The sequence below is a fragment of the Paenibacillus sp. JT22N7 genome, assembly GCF_059383875.1.
Genome location: NZ_JBXENY010000006.1, coordinates 393,075 through 411,615, shown reverse-complemented (window position 1 = coordinate 411,615; position 18,541 = coordinate 393,075). Strand labels below are relative to the sequence as shown.

Below are 18,541 nucleotides of genomic sequence, written 5' to 3'. Positions count from 1 at the left end.
CCTCTGGCGTTTTTCTTACCCATAATTGGAAACGTTTCAAATTATGATCAGGTTGGAAAGTATTCGTTTATTCGGTCGGTTTATGATGTCGATTTATCTATAAATCCCTTCGCACACACTGAATTGGAAACGTTTCAAAACGGAGAATACTTTACTGGAAAGGGTGTACAAGAGTGAATTCAAAAATTAGTAGCCTGGATCATTCCATGATCAAACCAAAACGAAAGAGATGGAGCCGAGTCAAACGCGACTATGAACTGTATCTGTTCTTACTGCCGATCATTATTCTTTATCTCGTATTCAAGTATTATCCGATGTACGGGGTGCAAATTGCTTTTAAGGACTTTTCACCAAGTCAGGGGATATGGGGTAGTGAATGGGTGGGATTTCAGCACTTTATAGATTTTTTCAATTCCTATAACTTCTGGACTATCATTACGAATACGCTTACACTCAGTTTTCTATCCCTGCTGTTTGGCTTCCCGGCTCCCATCATTATCGCAATCATGCTGAATCAGATGCTTGGGAAGACCTATAAGAAATTTGTTCAGACCGTAATTTACGCGCCGCACTTTATCTCTACCGTTGTACTTGTCGGTATGCTTAATGTTTTTTTATCTCCGAACAGCGGGATCGTGAATCACATCATCACCTGGTTTGGAGGGGACCCCGTGCTCTTTATGGCCGATGAGGGCTGGTTCCGTCCCTTGTATATCTTATCAGGGATATGGCAGGAGACCGGATTTGCCACGATTATTTATCTTGCTGCCCTTGCGGGAGTCAATCCCGAACTGCATGAAGCTGCAACTATGGATGGAGCGAGCAAAAGGAAGCGTGTGTGGCACGTGGACATTCCGAGCATTCTGCCGACGATCGTCATTCTGCTGATTCTCGCACTCGGCAACATAATGAGCATTGGTTTTGAAAAAGCGTTTCTAATGCAGAGCGATCTGAACTACGCCACCTCCAATATTATTCCCACCTACGTGTATGAAATGGGGATTCAGAAGGCGCAATACAGCTTTTCCACGGCGATTGGCCTGTTCAACTCTCTAATCAATATCATCCTAATTTTCACCGTTAACCGGATCGCCAAAAAAGTAACTGAAACTAGCCTGTGGTAAGGAGGAGTTCATTTTGAATCAATTATTGAAGAGAAAGAGCACAGGGGATGCATGGTTTGACTTAGTCAACTACTTCTTGTTAACCATCATCATGCTGCTCGTATTATTTCCGTTGTACTTTGTGCTGATAGCATCATTCAGTGACCCCAATTATATATACTCAGGTGAAGTTTGGTTGTTTCCGAAAGGCTTTACGTTAGATGGATACGAACGAATTTTCAATGATTCATCTATATGGATTGGGTATGCCAACTCAATTTTATACGCGACACTTGGAACATTTATTGGAGTCGCCGTGACTGTTTGTGCAGCCTACCCTTTAGCACGCAAAAATCTGGCAGGTAAGTCTGTGATTATGTGGTTTTTGTTGGTTACCATGTTTTTTAGCGGAGGACTGATTCCAACCTATTTGCTGATTAAGGATCTTCACATGCTAAATACAATATGGGCACTCGTGATTCCCGGAGCGGGCGGTGTATTCAATGTTATTATCGTGAGGACTTTTTTTCAGTCGTCCATACCGGATGAAATGTGGGAAGCCGCATCTATTGACGGATGTTCCAACACCAGATTTTTTTGGAGCATCGTTCTGCCTTTGTCCAAATCGATCCTAGCCGTAATGGTGCTGTATCATGTCGTTGGTTTCTGGAATGGTTTTTTTGACTCCTTGATCTACCTTAGCGATGAAAGCAAATACCCGCTGCAATTGGTGCTTCGCAACATTCTTGTTCAGAATCAGGTTAACTCCGGCATGATGATAGATGTTGAATCTTACGCGGCGAAGATGCGCGTCACAGAACTAATCAAATACGGTGTTATTATTGTATCCAGTCTGCCACTGTTGATTTTGTATCCATTCCTGCAAAAGTACTTTGTTAAAGGCGTGATGATCGGATCAATCAAGGGGTGATGTGGACGTAATGCTTGAAAGGGGGGATGTACAAGCAGTATTCAGATGAAGCATGTAAGAAAGTGATTTTCAGCATGTTGGATGACAACTAAGGGAGGTTATGTACAATGAAATCTTTATTTAAAAATGTGGGGATTCTTGTGTTGGCCGGAGCGTTTGTGGTTAGTGGATGTTCGGGAAACAGTAACGGATCAAAGAATCAGGCAGAAAATACAAATCTAGAAGCCAATTTCAATAAAACCGGTCTTCCGATTGTTCAAGAAGCAGTATCGTTGAGAATGGTGTCCCCGAAAGCTGCCTTGGCTCCGAAATACTCGGAGATGGAAATTTTCAAGAGGCTGGAAGAGCAAACAAACGTAAAGATAGAATGGGAAAACATCCCTGATACTGATTTTGCTGAAAAGAAAAATTTGTTATTGGCAAGCGGAGATCTGCCGGATGCATTTTACGGAGCTGGATTCACCGATTACGAGCTGATCAATTACGGTAAAGACGGAACCATTATTCCACTGGAAGATTTGATTGATCAATATGCGCCAAATTTGAAAGCGCTTCTTGATGGCCGACCCGACATCAAATCATCGATTACAGCACCGGATGGACATATTTATGGGCTGCCATCATTCGAAGAGAATAATCTCGGAACCAACCCCTTTTTCCATGTCATCAATAAAAAATGGCTAGATAAGCTGGGTCTAGAAGTGCCACAAACACTGGATGAATATACGGAAGCTCTGCTTGCCTTTAAAACAAAGGATCCAAATGGTAATGGTAAGCAAGATGAAATCCCGTTGAGTTTCATGCATATGCAGTGGTGCATGGATATTGCCGGAATTTTTGGAGCATTTGGTCTTCCTGATAATATGGAGCATCGAGTAGTCAGAGATGGAAAAGTTATTTTTACTGCTACTCAGCCTGAATATAAGGAAGCCCTGAATTACTTCCATGAAAAATGGTATAAGCAGGGTCTGATTGACCCCGAATCTTTCACGCAAGATGCGGCACAGTATCTGGCAAAAGGAAAAACGACAGATGAGACACTTGGATCTTATATCTGGTGGGAAATTGAAGAGGTTGTAGGAACTGAACGTGGTAAGGATTATGTTCTACTATCTCCACTTAAAGGACCAAATGGGGATCAAACAATCGGACGCGGCAATGGCGGTGGTCCAGGGCGTGGGGCCTTTGTGATTACAAAAGAGAACAGTAATCCGGAAATCACGATGCGTTGGATCGATGAACAGTATGAACCGTACATGGCTGCTCAGATTCATTGGGGTCCACTAGATATTGTATACAAGAAAGACGAAAATGGTAAATTGGTGAACCTGCCGCTTCCTGAGGGAGCTTCTGCAGGTGAATTCCGTCAAAAAGTTGCTCCAGGCGCAGGCGGACCTGGCGTCATTACCATACAGGACTTGGGGAAAGTTGTTGATCTGGAACCACGAGCTCAACAGCGTGTTGAAGATTTAAAGCAATATTACGATCCATACATGGAAAAGGAAAACTATCCGAGTATTTTCTTTGAACCAGACGAACTGGACAAAATCAACAAGATCGAGCCTGAATTGATTAAGTATGTAAATACCCAAAGGGGAAAATTCATTGTTAATGGCGGCGCGGATGAGGAGTGGGAAAGCTATGTGAAAACACTGGAAAAGATGGGCCTAAACGAATTAATGGAGATTTATCAAAACGGACTGGATCGCTATAACGCAAATCTAAAAATAAATAAATAGATGACAGGTGGGGAGAAACTGTGCTTGATGTTATTACTATTGGAGAAGCATTGATTGACTTTACTCCAGCAGGCCATACAACTGGGGGGAACGAGCAGTTTGAATGCAATCCAGGAGGTGCTCCGGCTAACGTAGCCGTTGTGCTATCCCGATTAGGAGCCAGAACTGCATTGATTAGCAAGGTTGGGGAGGACCAATTCGGTTCCCTGCTGCACAACACACTGCTAAGTAGTGGTGTTGATGTGTCTGAAGTTTCATTCACAAATGAAGCGAGTACAACGCTTGCCTTTGTCCATCTGGATGATAAGGGAGACAGATCGTTCAGCTTCTTCCGAAAGCCGGGAGCAGATACCTTCTTACACTCGAAGGATGTCCCGCTCGATCGGATTGAAACCTGCCAAGCCCTGCATTTTGGCTCATTGTCCATGACCCATGAACCGGCCCGTACCGCAACCAGGACGGCAGTTCTCAGAGCCAAGGAAGCAGGAGTGTTGCTCTCGTTCGATCCGAATATCCGGTTTGCTTTATGGGAGAGCAAGGAGGAAGCAAAACATAATATCCTTTGGGGTATGAAGTACGCCGATATCTTGAAAATATCGGAAGAAGAGCTCTTTTTTATAACTGGGACTAGCGATATGGAACAGGGCTCGCTAGAGTTGCAACAACAATTCGGTATCGTGTTGGTCGTCGTCACTTTAGCGGAACAAGGCTGTTATTACCGGTTGGCTGGTCAGGATGGATATGTGTCTGGATTTCAGGTGAATGCCATCGACACAACAGGAGCTGGCGATGCTTTTCTGGGCTGCTTGTTATATAAGATCCTGGAAGGCGGAAGTTCATTGGAAGATCTAACCAAACAGCAAATCATTAGCATGCTGACTTTTGCTAATGCCGGCGGCGCGTTAGTAACAACACGAAAGGGGGCTCTTGGGTCCATGCCGACGACAGATGAGATTAATCAGATGATAGAGTCCAGCAAACCGTACAATGAAGAGCGTTTCAGACCGGGGTATCATTTTTCACCACCCTCCAATTGGGCGAATGATCCAAACGGATTAGTCTATTATGAGGGAAGCTATCATTTATTCTATCAATATCATCCTTACAGTAATAAATGGGGGCCGATGCATTGGGGCCATGCTATAAGTGAAGACCTGGTTCACTGGGAGCACGCACCTGTTGCTCTATTCCCGGATGAGCATGGAGCGATATTTTCTGGCTGCTGTGTAGTGGATTGGAATAATAGCAGCGGCTTATTTAAAGATTCCCATGGACTCGTTGCAATCTTTACGCATGCGGATATCCATCCGGAGACGAGACAGCCACGCCAGCGTCAGAGCCTGGCTTACAGCAGTGATAAAGGCCAAACCTGGCACAAGTATGACGGGAATCCAGTGCTTGTCGAGGATAATTTGATAGACTTCCGTGACCCGAAGGTGTTCTGGCATGCGCAAAGTGAGCGGTGGATTATGACTATTGTTGCGGGAGACCACGCCCGGTTCTATGCATCCGATAATTTGCGTGAATGGTCACTGACGGGTGAATTCGGCAGAGAAGAAGGCTCACATGATGGTGTTTGGGAATGCCCGGATCTGTTTGAGTTGCCGGTGGATGACACCGGACGTTCCAAATGGGTACTGATCATAAGCATCGGAGACAATCCCAATTGTCCGGAAGGTTCGCGTACACAATATTTTGTTGGAGAGTTCGACGGAAATACCTTCATTAATGATAATCCGGCTGATCATATCATGTGGCTGGATTATGGCAGAGACAACTATGCAGGAGTTACCTGGTCAGATATCCCTGAGCAGGACGGACGCCGTGTGATCATTGGTTGGATGAGCAACTGGAAGTATGCCAATGAGACGCCTACCGGTTCCTGGAGAGGAGCAATGACCTTGCCGCGCACCTTGTCACTCACCAGCAAGGATGGCAGTATAGTGCTGACCCAAATGCCTGTCAGGGAAATCGGGCAGCTACGCAAAGAATCCATGAGCTGGAATGATATCACCGTTACGCCAGTGACCTCTTTTATGCAGAAGTCGAATAATGATCTGCTAGAGATTGAAGCGGAGATGGATTTCCGGTTAGGGGACGAAGTGCGTTTCCATCTGAAATCCTCTGGACAGAGCGAGATTGTTATCGGGTACGACTCTGCTATGGAGTGGCTGTTCACCGACCGCTCGAAATCAGGTGAGACCAATTTCCACCCGGCGTTTGCATGCCAGCACGGAGCCAGCCTGGCTGCGGTAAATGGACAGCTGAAGTTGCATATCTGGTTGGACCGCAATGCGGTAGAAGTGTACGCGGATAATGGTTTGGTTGTGCTGACCGATCAGATTTTCCCTGATGCACCGATAGAGAATATTGAGGTAAGCGCAAAATCAGGACAGGTTGTCCTCAAATCGCTTCAAATCCATTCGCTTAAATCTATTCATGCTTCAGATGAAAGCACAGAGGTGATATTAGGGAGGAATGATGTATGAGCAATACAACGGATAACCGGGGATTAATTATGCATTGGGCGTTTGATGAAGGAACCGGGGCAAGCACTTTGGAGAGCGTATCGAAATCCATAAATAATATCCAGTACGTATTTAACCAAGCGGAGTTTACCGAACCATCTACTCCGCCGTGGAGACACGGGGTTAAAGGAAGCGGGCTCCTGTTCGATGGCTACTCATCATACATTGCCCATTGCGTTCATAGGGAAGAGCGTAATGGCGAACCGGAATACCTCTCGGCTCTCAGTATCGGAGTATGGGTTGCCCCGCGAACCCATGAATGGGGTCATGAAGGCAAGCTGGCTGCCATCGTGAACCGCCACAATAGGGATAACAAACAGGGGTATCTACTTGGCATGTTCCGCCACGGGTCATGGTCCTTTCAAGTAGGGCTGGAAGGAGGAGAGTGGAAGGAAATCTGGTCGCCGGATGGCTACGAATTGCCAAAGAATGATTGGTCCTACGTGAGCGCTGTGTTCAATGGGCACGAGGGTGAAATCAAGCTGTATTTGAATGGCAGAGAAATCGCTTCGGAAGCTTTACCTCGCGATTCGCGTATAACTGAGGCAGTAGGCACAGATTTATTCATCGCTAAAAATAATCATAGTAGCAAGCTGGCAAAAGTATTCAGCCTTCATATGTTTAGCGGCATCATTGATGAACTTAAAATCTACAGCCGGGTACTGAGTGCGGAAGAGGTGGCCACTTCTTATCAAGAAGTGCTGGATTTAGAACATGGAGGCGTCCATCCACAATTACAATATGATGATATCAAGCTGGATCGTACCCTTTTGCTAACAGATCGGCACAGACCACAGTATCATGTTAGCCCGCCGGCTCATTGGATGAACGAACCTCACGCACCGATCTACTTTGAGGGGCAATACCACTTGTTCTATCAACATAATCCTCAAGGGCCCTACTTTCATCATATTCATTGGGGACATTGGGTGAGTGAGGATATGGTGCATTGGCGTGATCTACCTATTGCTCTAGCGCCTGAGAAGGATCAGCTTGCACCGGATGGAATATGGTCTGGGAGCGCGACTTATGATGCTGATAGCCTTCCTGTCTTGTTTTTTACAGCAGGTAATGATAGTGCCTCACCAAATCAAAGCGTCGCGCTTGCTAGAAGCACCTACTCCGAAGACAAAGATATTGATTTGGTCCGATGGGTCAAACATCCCGAGCCGCTTATTGTACAAAAAAATGGAATGGGGGTATTCGGAGATTTCCGTGACCCGTTTGTATGGAAGGATGAGGACGGCTGGTATGCCCTGGTTGGTTCGGGTTCCGGAATTGAAGGGGAGGGCGGAGCAGCGCTGGCATTTGTATCAGAAGATATGTTGAATTGGACATACAAAGGATCTTTCTATCAAGCAGATATTCGTAAATTCCCTTATCTTGGTCCTATATGGGAATTGCCTGTCCTTCTCCCTCTTGGAACTGACAAGCAGGGAGATTACAAGCATCTTCTGCTGGTCAGCCCTGTTGGAGCAGGGGCAGATGTAGAGGTCTTCTACTGGATCGGACAGCTGGACAAAGACAATCTATCGTTCAAACCCGATCAAGAGGAACCTCAATTAATTGATGTCGGCGATTTCCATTTTACAGGTCCAAGTGGAATGGTTGATCCTGTGACGGGCAGAAAAATTATTTTTACTATTGCTCAAGGTGACCGTACATCTGAATTGGAGTATCAATCGGGCTGGGCCCATAACGGCGGCCTGCCGATAAGTGTGTATTTGAGAGAGGATGGGCGCTTGGGTATCGAGCCGATTGAGGAGCTTCAATCGCTGCGCGACAAGAAGAGGCTATCGCTCAGGGACAAGTCATTAAGTGAAGCAAATAGCCTTCTCAAGGATGTTCAAGGAGACATGCTTGAGATTCAATTAGAGCTGGAGCCTGGTAGTGCCAAACAACTTGGAATCAAAATCCGGCGATCGCCGGATGGAGAGGAAGAAACGCTGCTGTATTATGACATAAATGAATCCATGCTCTTCGCTGACCGGACCAAAACGACACTGCATTCCGGTGAGAAATGTAAAGGAGTACAAGGAGGTAAGCTGGAGCTGTCAGGGGAGAATCTTAAGCTGCATATTTATCTGGACCGCTCTATGGTTGAAACTTACGCCAACGGCTTGAAAAGTCTGACGACCCGGGTATATCCGAGCCGTAAGGATGCCTTGGGTCTTGAGCTCTGGGGAGATGGTGAACCGCTGGTAAAATCGATGGAAATATGGAATATGCATTCTATATGGTAATGTGAGCGCCTTGGCGCTCCTTACCCTATAAATGCGGGCAATACTCAAGCAAAAAAACCTTGTTGGAAGCGTTTTATTTTACAAATTAATAACATAGGAGGCTTATTCGTGATAGACAAACAAAGAAGCAAATCATGGATCTCCAATTTGATTATAGGGGTTTTGTTTCTTCAGCTAGTGACTCCGGGGATTACGGCCTCAGCCGCAGCAGAAACAGATACTTCTGCTCCAATGGTGGATATGGGATCGTCTGTTACAGATGCGGTCAATCAGAGTCCAAGTAGTAGTTTGAGAACATCTGTCACGGATACGGTCTATCAAATTCAGAACCCAGGGTTTGAAACTGGGGACATGTCAGGCTGGACAGTTATTAGAGGTCAAGCCTTCGGTCAGAACAGCGTATCGGAAGAGGGTACTTGGTGGTCGGAACAAATTCCTTATAACCAAGAGGGGAATTATCATTTAAACGGCTGGAAATATAATGAGGCTGAGACAGGTGTGCTCCGTTCTAGCACTTTCGAGCTGGGAGGCAGCGGTTGGATCAGCTTTAAGCTTGGCGGTGCAAAAAATCCTGACAAGGCATATGTAAATATCGTGGAAGCAGATACGGGCCAAGTGATTGCCAGGTATGGCAATAGCGTATTCGCTGACGTAGGCTTTCCGAATCCCGCTCAGGGTATGCGGCTTGCCAATATGGAGCAGTATAAGGCAAATCTATCCGATTATTTAGGCAAGAAGCTGTACGTAGAGATTGTAGATAATGCAACCTCAGACTGGGGATTGATTTTTGCAGATGCATTCTTTATGTATCATGAATCCGAGCCTGCCGAGGGCATCATTGCCAAGGATATCAAGCCAGATTTCACGCGCTACCGGATAGACAATCCAAGCTTTGAAACTGGGGATTTGACCGGATGGACCGTTGTAGAAGGCGAAGCATTCGGGCCAAACAGCGTTTCCGATGAAACTACCTGGTGGGATGAACAAATCCCGTACAACCAGGAAGGCGCTTATCATTTAAATGGCTGGAAGTATCCCGAAGCTGCAACTGGCGTGCTTCGTTCCAGTACCTTTGAATTGGGGGGAACTGGATGGATTACTTTCAGACTAGGCGGCGGCAAGCATATGGATCAAGTATATGTGAGCGTCATCGAAGCGGACACTGGCGAATTGATTGCCAGGTACGGAAATACAGAGTTTAACGAGTCGGGTTTCCCAGAACCGGCACAGGGCTTGAGACTTGCGAATATGGAGCAATATAAAGCCGATCTCTCCAAGCATATCGGAAAAAAACTGTATCTTGAAGTCGTTGATCATGCAGCTTCGGATTGGGGAGTGATCTTTGCGGATGCCTTCAACACCTTCAATGAACTCGTACCAGAAGATGGAATCATGGTGGATAACATTATCCCGACCGAAATCGCAAACCGCAGTTTTGAAAACGGAAACTTCGAGGGCTGGACGATTGATGGTGATGCTTTTCAAGTGACTGATGAAGCCGGGGCTGGCAAAGAAGGCAGCTTTTTTGCCAAGTCCATCTTGGAAGAAGTCGGCTCTATAATCTCCAGTACCTTCATGCTTCAGGGAACCGGAACGATTACCTTCACCGTTTTAGGCATCGACAATCCAGAAGATGCTTACGTCGCGCTATATGATGCCAGCACTAATGCGCTACTTGAGAAGACCGGGGATGTCAGTGCGAATGAGAAGATTTCCTGGAAAATGCAGAAACACTACAATAAGAAGTTTTATATCAAGGTTGTCGATCAATCCAGTCAAGCCCGTATTTCCGTGGATGCTTTTCAAGCCAATAATACGGGCACTATTTTTTACATGAATCTTGATGAAGGCGCAGGGAAAAAGGCGCTTGAGGAAGTAAGCGGTCTAGAGCATGATGTGAACTATGTATTTAACAACGCCAGATATATGGACTCCAAAGATCCAAGATGGACTCCGCGCGGAGTAAAAGGCGGCGCATTGCTGTTTGACGGCTACTCGAATGATATTGAGGTCAATGCTAAGGATACCATTCCAGTAGGCGATGCGTTAACGATTGAAGCCTGGGTTGCTCCACGCAGCTATGAATGGGGAGACGGCAACAAGCTGTCTGCAATTGTAAATCAGTCCGACCAGGATAAGGCGGAAGGCTTCGCGCTTGGCATGTACCGGCACGGCACATGGTCGATGCAGGTGGGAATTGGCGGCCAGTGGATTCAGGTATGGGTTAAAGATCACCCGCTTGAAAAATACAAGTGGAATTATGTAGCTGCCACCTTCGACAAAGAAACCGGAATGATTAAGCTCTATCTGAACGGTCAGGAAGTAGCTTCTCAAGCAACCTCTGTCAACATTCCGATCACACCTTCTACGGAAAACCTGATTATCGGAAAAAATAACAGACCTGCAGAGTTTGCAGGATTATTCTCCTACAATATGTTCAGCGGACTTATCGATGAAGTGAAGCTGCAGAACAAAGCGCTCACGGGTCAAGAGATCCTTGCCGAGTATGAGAGTGTAAAGACGCTTCACGGCGGCACGGTTCCGGAAATTCCAAATGGGGATATTGATGAGGACCCCAGTGTGTTCGACGGTGATCAGCACCGTCCGCAGTACCATGCGATGCCTCCACAAAACTGGATGAATGAAGCGCATGCACCGATTTATTATAACGGCAAATATCATTTGTTTTATCAGCATAACCCGCAAGGTCCATACTGGCATCAAATCCACTGGGGACATTGGGTGAGCGACGATATGGTGCATTGGGAAAATGTGAGACCTGCTCTTGCGCCTGAAGCGGGTACCCTTGACCCGGATGGTGCATGGTCAGGCAGTGCAGCATATGACCGCGACGGCAATCCTGTTCTGTTTTACACCGCTGGTAATGACTCGCTGTCTCCGAACCAAAGAACAGGGATAGCAACTCCGGCTGATTTATCGGACACTAATTTAGAAAAATGGGATAAATATCCTGAACCGGTTACAGAACAAAATGGAAACGGTATTCACAATGAATTCAGGGACCCGTTTGTATGGTATGACCAAGAGACGGATAAGTGGTATCAGTTAGTAACATCCGGTCTTCAAGACTTCAGCAGCGGCACAGCTTTGGTGTATGTATCCGACGATATGTACAACTGGGAGTATAAGGGGCCTTTATACGTCAGTGACAGAAGCCTATATCCGGAGCTTGGGACGGTGTGGGAACTGCCGGTACTACTACCGTTAGGAAAGGATAGCACGGGCAAGCAAAAGCATATCTTCATAGTCAATCCTCATGAAAAGCCGGAGCATGTTCCTCCGGCAAACGATGTGCAAAGAGATGTTGAAGTGTTTTACTGGATTGGCACCTGGGACCGGGATAACTTTAAATTTATACCCGATCAGGAGGCGCCTTCCAAAATGGATGTGGGTGACGGTTATTTAACCGCAGAGAGCGGTATGGTTACCCCAGACGGAAGAACGGTTATTTATTCCATGGTGCAGAATGTAAGAACACCGCAGGCTGAATATCAAGCTGGATGGGCCCATAATTTGGCACTGCCGGTTTCACTAAGCTTGGATGAGCAAGATAAATTGCGAATAGAGCCGATTCAAGAATTACAGGGGCTACGAGATGCTAAATTGGTTGATTTTGCAGATAAAAATTTGCAGGCTGCCAATCAATTGATCCAAAATGTCAAAGGGGACATGCTGGAGATCGTGATGGAAATTGATCCGGGCGAAGCTCAAAAATTCGGTCTTAAGGTACGGCGATCCGATAATGGCCAAGAAGAAACAATGATTTACTATGACAAGATGAACGGGACCTTCAATGTAGACCGGACCAAGAGCAGCATTGATCCAGATGTTCGTGTGGATGGCATCCAAGGCGGATATGTGGATCTGAACGGAGAGAACCTGAAGTTGCATATCTTCTTGGATCGCTCCGTTATCGAAGCTTTTGCCAATTACAAGAAAAAATTGACCACACGCGTCTATGTAGGAAGATACGATTCCTTGGGCTTACAGGTATGGGCCGACAAAGATATTACGGTCAAGTCGATGGAAGTATGGAATATGAATGCTTTGACGGGTGAACAAGCAGTTCCGGTCGATGTACCTGATAACTGGGACAATTCCGTGTACACCGATACTACGGAGCTACCTAACCATGATTTTGCTACAGGGGACTTAACAGGCTGGATTTCAGAAGGAGACGCTTTCCAGGATGTCCATGTGACCGATGCTCAGTTTTTCTGGGACACGATCTACTTCAATCCGTCGCATAAAATTCCGGGCGGCTATCATTTGTGGGGCTTCAACGAGGAAGCTGGGGGTGACAGCTTAACGGGAACGCTGAAATCGCAGAATTTCTTCCTTGGCGGGAACGGCAAGATCAACTTCCTGGTCAGCGGCGGGAATGATATTGATAAGCTGTATGTTGCGTTGGTTCGAGTCTCGGACGGCAAAGAACTGTTTAAAGAGACTGCTACAAATTATGAGGAGTACCAACGTAAGACTTGGGATGCGTCGCAATATATCGGCCAGGAGCTTTACATCAAGGTAGTTGACCAATCCACAGGCGGTTTCGGACATATTAATGTCGATGATTTCAATGTACCGGTTAAGGTGGAGAATCCGGTTAATCCAACCCCTCCTCCAAGTCAGCCTATAATTTCGGTAAACAAACCGGAGAATCAGAGCAACTTGTCATTTGAGATAGCAAAGGGGGAGCGGCAGGTGCTGTTTCCAACCACCATACCGGCAAATGACGGGAAAAATGCTTTAAAGGTTACAAACACAGATGTGGAAATCGAAATCCCCGCAGCCGTATTAAAGGAATTACAGGCGTTGGTCACGGACAGCGAGCTTGCACATGCAAAAATCTCTTTTGAAATGGAACCTTTGTCTTCCGAGCAGAGCAAGGAACTACTTGCTCGGGCAGGACAGAAAAACCACGCAGACATCTCTGCAACCGGGGAGATTTATGAATTTAAATTATCTATCGTGAAGGCCGACGGTACCGCGCTTACGCTTAATAAATTCTCTACATTCGTCACAATCAGGATGAGTGCGAAGGCGAATTCGCTCCAGCACCTGACAGGCATTTATTCCATCGCCGATGAAGGGAACCTGGAGTATAGGGGCGGAAGCTATTCAAGGGATAAATGGACTTCAAAAGTGAATCATTTCAGTAAATTTGGCGTCCTTATCTATGACAAGTCATTTGAAGATGTTGATGCATCGTATTGGGCCCATGAGGTGATTCAAAAGATGGCTGCCAAACAATTTGTCTTTGGTGTAAGCGATACGGCATTTGCACCAAAACAAAACGTGACACGGGCTGAGTTTGCTTCCTTGATCGCTCGTGCACTCGGAATAACACCGGCTCACTCAGTCATATTCAAGGATGTGGAACCAACGAAATGGTACGCTGCTTCAATAGCTGCAACATATGAAGCGGGAATTGTCACCGGAAGAAGCATAAACACCTTTGCACCGGAGCAAAGCATAAGCCGTGAAGAAATGGCGGCTATGCTTTACAAAGCATATCTATTCCATACAAAACAGAGCAACGCCGTTAATCGCTTAAGTAATTTTAAGGATGCCGGTACAATCAGCAATTGGGCTGCAAATTCTGTTGCTGCCCTACAGGAGCTTGGATTAATCAGCGGCCGCGGGAACCAATTATTTATGCCGCATGAAAAAGTAAGCCGTGCAGAAAGTGCACAAGTCACATCACTGTTGCTTGAAAAAGTCAATCAATAACTGCTAAAGGAAATCAGTGGGGCATTAATAACCAGTGTTTATATGCCGCAACCGTATATTGGTATCAGGAGCGGGATACAAGAGATGCTTATATGCCGGTTTCGTTGAATGAACGCTTAGCCACTTAGAGGAGGGTTATAATATGAAGGAATTTTTTTATCGTCCAGATAATGCTTGGGTAGGAGACGTTATTCCCTATTATGAAGATGGAGAGTTTAAGCTATTCTATCTGCATGGGTGGAGAGATAACCACAAGGAAGGCCTTGATCATGGCTGGCATTTGCTTGGAACGAAAGATTTCGTGCATTACAGAGAAGATGGTGCTTGCAAGATTGAAGGCGGGACCGGCCATATTCTAAAAGTTGACGATGTCTATCATATGTTCTACTGTATTTTTCCTGAAGGAAAGCAGTTTGCTTGTCATGCCGTCAGCAAGGATTTAAAAACATGGGAGCCCATTCCTGAAGATACTTTTGGTCCGGATGGCGAGATTTATGAGCTGGCAGACTGGCGTGATCCCTTTGTTTTCTGGAATGAAGAAGAAGGTCAATACTGGATGTTAATTGCTGCTCTGGCCAAAGGACCGACAAACCGAAAAGGCTGTACGGGTCTACTCTCTTCCAAAGATCTCAAGCATTGGGAGTACCGCGAGCCGTTGTATGCTCCGAACCTGCATGTAGGCGCGCATGAGTGCCCGGACTTGTTCCGTATCGGAGATTGGTGGTATTTGATCTATTCTTCTTATACGGGGCGTTTCGGGACCTTTTATCGGATGAGTCAATCTTTAAATGGCCCTTGGATAACTCCAGAAGAAGAGGCTTTTGATGGACGCGCTTATTATGCGGCCAAGTCGGCGTCCGATGGTCAGAAACGCTATTTGTTCGGCTGGAATCCAACAAAAAATGACGATCTGTTCGGCTGGAACCCGCCAAAAGCTTCAGGCAAAGATTATGACACTTGGGATTGGGGGGGGAATATGATTGTGCACGAAATTATTCAGCGTCCGGATGGAACGCTTGGCGTCAACGTACCCGAAACGGTTGACTCAGCCTTTACCAAACAGTTAACCGTGAATTTTGAGGGAATCACTGGAGATTGGTCGATCACGGACGATGCACTACTCTGCGTATCTCCTTATAACTTTGCCGGTTGTATCACAAAGGAGGAACTCCCCGATTTGTGCAAGATTTCTGCAGCAGTTCGTTTCTCGGAGTCGACCCAGGGTCTCGGGTTCATGGTTCGGGCAGGCGAAAGTCTGGATTTTGCCTATTACATCACGCTTGAGCCCCAACGTAGCCGAATTACCTTCCGCGGGCCAATTATGCAATCTGAAGAAGGGGGCAAAACCTTCCCCTACGAGGTTGAGCTGGAACGTCCGTTCAAGCTGCTGCCGGAACATGAATATGAGCTAAAGGTATTTATTGATGGCACGATTTGCGAAATTTATGTTGGCGGAGAAGTAGCAATGAGTGCCAGAATGTACGACATTCAACATGGAAAGCTGGCCATGTTCGTCAGCCAGGGCACAGCGGAATTTAACCGGGTTAAGATTGAAACTCCCCAGAATGATAAAATACACGCCAAGGAGGAAAGCTGATTCGAATAGGCTTTCTGATTCAAGCGAGAGGCTGTCCGTATCTAATAACGGGCAGCCTCCGGTTTTGTACACCTGCACTCATATAATTTACCTCTTAAGCCCATCCCTTTATAGCCTTGATCCCTAGCGCCAGAGCGCCGCTTAAGCCAGCATTGTCACCTAGACCAGGAGGTACTATATAAGTATCCATTGGCTCCAGGATTTCAGGCGCAGCAACATAGCCGTTCAGCGCCTGACGGACTTCGCTTCGGATCAGTGGAAACAATTGTTTCTGGTGCATGACGCCTCCGCCCAGGATCACACGCTTCGGAGACATCAGAAGAATCACGCCTGCGATGGCTTGGCCCAAATAATAAGCTTCCATTTTCCATGCCTGATGCTCCGCTGGCAACATAGTACCTTTGACGCCCCAACGCTTCTCGATTGCCGATCCAGAGGCCAATCCTTCCAGGCAGTCGCCATGATATGGACATAGGCCTTCGAAGCGATCCTCTGGATGCCGCCGAGTCAGGACATGACCGCCTTCGGGATGAACAAGTCCGTGGATCAGCCTGCCTTCTGCATATACGCCCACTCCAACACCTGTCCCGATTGTATAGTAGACGCAGTTGTCCAACCCCTGGGCCGCGCCCCATTGGACTTCACCAAGGGCGGCAGCATTCACATCCGTATCGAACCCAATCGGCACTGGAAAATGCTGTTTCATAACCCCCACGAAGTCAAAACCTCCCCAGCCCGGCTTGGGTGTAGTGGTCACATGCCCGTACAAGGGGCTGGATAGATCCATATTAATCGGCCCGAATGACCCGATACCAATAGCCTGAACCCCTCTATCTTTAAAATAATCAACCGCCTGTTGCAATGTCTTATCCGGAGTCTCCGTCTTAAAGCTGATCCGGTCCAGAATTTCACCTTCCTCATTGCCTACTCCGCAGATGAATTTTGTTCCGCCTGCTTCAATTGCCCCAATAATCATGTTACGTCTCCTTTGTCTAGGAAAGGATGGACTTTCCAATTTTTATTTTTGGTAAACGTTTTACTATAATATAATTACAAAAATGTTTTCCACATCATTAATACTAATATACAAACAAATGAAACCGTTGACAAGACTAAAAATTGTGTTACTATATGTTTGTAAAACGTTTTACTAATGGAGATGATGAGAATGAGGAAAGTGTTCTACAGGCCTGCGAATGGCTGGGTTGGTGATGTGATTCCGTTTTATGACAATGGGGAGTACAAGCTCTACTATCTTCACGACGAGAGAGAGGGGGGAGACTATGGCAACCATACCTCATGGAATTTGCTCGCCACCAGAAATGGACTTGACTTTAAGGATTATGGAGAGGTTCTGCCGAACGGAAATGAAACCGCTCTTGACCGGAATGCGTATACCGGCTCTGTGATCAAGGACAAGGAAGGTATGTACCATCTTTTCTACACGGGACATAATCCCAACCCTGCGTTTTGCAAGGATGGTAAGCCCTTACAAGTTGTGCTGCGGGCTACGGGTACCGACGGCATTCATTGGACGAAGGATAGCGGTTTTAAACTGTACGGGGATGAAGTGATTTATGAGCAATTTGATTGGCGTGATCCCTTTGTATTCTTCAACGAAGAGAAGCAGGAATATTGGATGCTGGTCACCACCAGGGAAATGAACTCTTCCGAGAAAAGAGGAGGGTGCATCGCACTTCTGACTTCTGATGACCTTGTGAACTGGAAATATGGTGAACCCTTCTACAGCCCGGATAAATACATTACGATGGAATGTCCCGATTATTTCAAGATGGGGGAATGGCACTACCTGATCTACTCCACCTTCAGTGAGAAGTTCGTCACCCATTATAAAAAGAGCAAAACAATCGATGGCTTATACACATCACCGACGCTGGACACCTTTGATGGCAGAGGATTTTATGCAGCCAAAACAGCTTCCGACGGCTTGAAGCGGTACGCCTTTGGCTGGGTTCCATCGAAGAAGGGCTCGAATGATTTTGGGGATTGGGAGTGGGCGGGCACTCTGGTTGCCCATGAGCTGCACCAGAACGAACACGGAGAACTTCTTGTGAGAATGCCGTCTTCCATCTATGGACATTTTAACAAGGAAGAGCGAATTCTGCTGCAAGAGGAGAAAAATTGCATTCAGCAGGATAACTGGCTGCAGCTTTCTTCTCCGGATGGGCTAGCTTATAGCGTGCTTAACTCTTTGCCTTCTCAGGTCATGCTTGAGGCTTCCTTTACGGATTGGCAGCGTGTGAAGGACTTTGGCATCGCAGTTCGCACGGACAAGGCGCTGGACAATGGTTACTTCATCAAATTTGATCCTTTTCATAACCGGATTGCCTTTGATATGTGGCCAAGAACAGAACCGGGATTCTTTCAATGGCAAATTGCCGGGGACAAGCCGCAAATGATTGAGCTGGAGCGTCCATTTGATTTTGCGAGTCACAGCCAGATTCATTTTCAGTTGATTCTCGAAGAAGATATCCTATGCCTGTATGTAAATGATGAAGTCGCCATGACAACGCGAATTTATAACTTCAAGGACGGTCATTTTGGTTTTTTCGTAAATGAAGGAGCTGTAAAGGTTCAGGACATCACCATGAAGACAAATGTTGAGCTTTAACTGGCAAAAAGGCTTCA

Annotated in this window: 9 protein-coding genes; 8 read left to right on the top strand and 1 reads right to left on the bottom strand. The window is 46.4% G+C overall.

The features are described from left to right. Positions 1–206: 206 nt before the first annotated feature. From AC50Y5_RS18715 to AC50Y5_RS18685, 7 genes are all read left to right on the top strand, one after another. Positions 207–1,124, top strand: coding sequence for an ABC transporter permease (locus AC50Y5_RS18715; protein WP_200931605.1), 918 nt, complete (start codon positions 207–209; stop codon positions 1,122–1,124). Between the two features lie 13 nt (positions 1,125–1,137). After that, positions 1,138–2,034: a carbohydrate ABC transporter permease gene (locus AC50Y5_RS18710; RefSeq protein WP_056033197.1), complete on the top strand. Its 897-nt coding sequence runs from the start codon at positions 1,138–1,140 to the stop codon at positions 2,032–2,034. A gap of 107 nt (positions 2,035–2,141) precedes the next feature. Next, complete coding sequence (locus AC50Y5_RS18705; protein ID WP_056033200.1) at positions 2,142–3,773, top strand: ABC transporter substrate-binding protein; 1,632 nt, start codon at positions 2,142–2,144, stop codon at positions 3,771–3,773. A 20-nt stretch (positions 3,774–3,793) separates the two neighbouring features. Next, the gene (locus tag AC50Y5_RS18700) at positions 3,794–6,262 is read left to right on the top strand and encodes a PfkB family carbohydrate kinase (RefSeq protein ID WP_494862814.1); all 2,469 of its coding nucleotides are present in this window, start codon (positions 3,794–3,796) and stop codon (positions 6,260–6,262) included. After that, entirely contained in the window at positions 6,259–8,544 is a 2,286-nt protein-coding gene (locus AC50Y5_RS18695) for a GH32 C-terminal domain-containing protein (RefSeq protein WP_494862812.1), read from the top strand. The genes AC50Y5_RS18700 and AC50Y5_RS18695 overlap by 4 nt, the downstream gene beginning before the upstream one ends. Positions 8,545–8,652: 108 nt before the next feature. Beyond that, complete coding sequence (locus tag AC50Y5_RS18690; RefSeq protein ID WP_494862811.1) at positions 8,653–14,295, top strand: S-layer homology domain-containing protein; 5,643 nt, start codon at positions 8,653–8,655, stop codon at positions 14,293–14,295. Positions 14,296–14,437: 142 nt separating this feature from the next. Continuing rightward, positions 14,438–15,892: a GH32 C-terminal domain-containing protein gene (locus AC50Y5_RS18685; protein ID WP_494862809.1), complete on the top strand. Its 1,455-nt coding sequence runs from the start codon at positions 14,438–14,440 to the stop codon at positions 15,890–15,892. A 94-nt stretch (positions 15,893–15,986) separates the two neighbouring features. Here AC50Y5_RS18685 and AC50Y5_RS18680 read toward each other — a convergent pair whose 3' ends face one another. After that, on the bottom strand, positions 15,987–16,868 hold the full coding sequence (locus AC50Y5_RS18680; protein WP_494862807.1) for an ROK family protein: 882 nt from the start codon (positions 16,866–16,868) through the stop codon (positions 15,987–15,989). A gap of 192 nt (positions 16,869–17,060) precedes the next feature. Here AC50Y5_RS18680 and AC50Y5_RS18675 point away from each other — a divergent pair, with 192 nt between their 5' ends. Continuing rightward, positions 17,061–18,524: a GH32 C-terminal domain-containing protein gene (locus tag AC50Y5_RS18675; RefSeq protein ID WP_494862805.1), complete on the top strand. Its 1,464-nt coding sequence runs from the start codon at positions 17,061–17,063 to the stop codon at positions 18,522–18,524. Positions 18,525–18,541 lie beyond the last annotated feature (17 nt).

What these genes read in the sequence shown, in the direction of transcription:
- AC50Y5_RS18715 (WP_200931605.1), top strand. Translation starts at nt 207, where the DNA reads ATGATCAAACCAAAACGAAAGAGATGGAGCCGAGTCAAACGCGACTAT.
- AC50Y5_RS18695 (WP_494862812.1), top strand. Translation starts at nt 6,259, where the DNA reads ATGAGCAATACAACGGATAACCGGGGATTAATTATGCATTGGGCGTTT.
- AC50Y5_RS18685 (WP_494862809.1), top strand. Translation starts at nt 14,438, where the DNA reads ATGAAGGAATTTTTTTATCGTCCAGATAATGCTTGGGTAGGAGACGTT.
- AC50Y5_RS18680 (WP_494862807.1), bottom strand. Translation starts at nt 16,868, where the DNA reads ATGATTATTGGGGCAATTGAAGCAGGCGGAACAAAATTCATCTGCGGA.
- AC50Y5_RS18675 (WP_494862805.1), top strand. Translation starts at nt 17,061, where the DNA reads ATGAGGAAAGTGTTCTACAGGCCTGCGAATGGCTGGGTTGGTGATGTG.
- AC50Y5_RS18705 (WP_056033200.1), top strand. Translation starts at nt 2,142, where the DNA reads ATGAAATCTTTATTTAAAAATGTGGGGATTCTTGTGTTGGCCGGAGCG.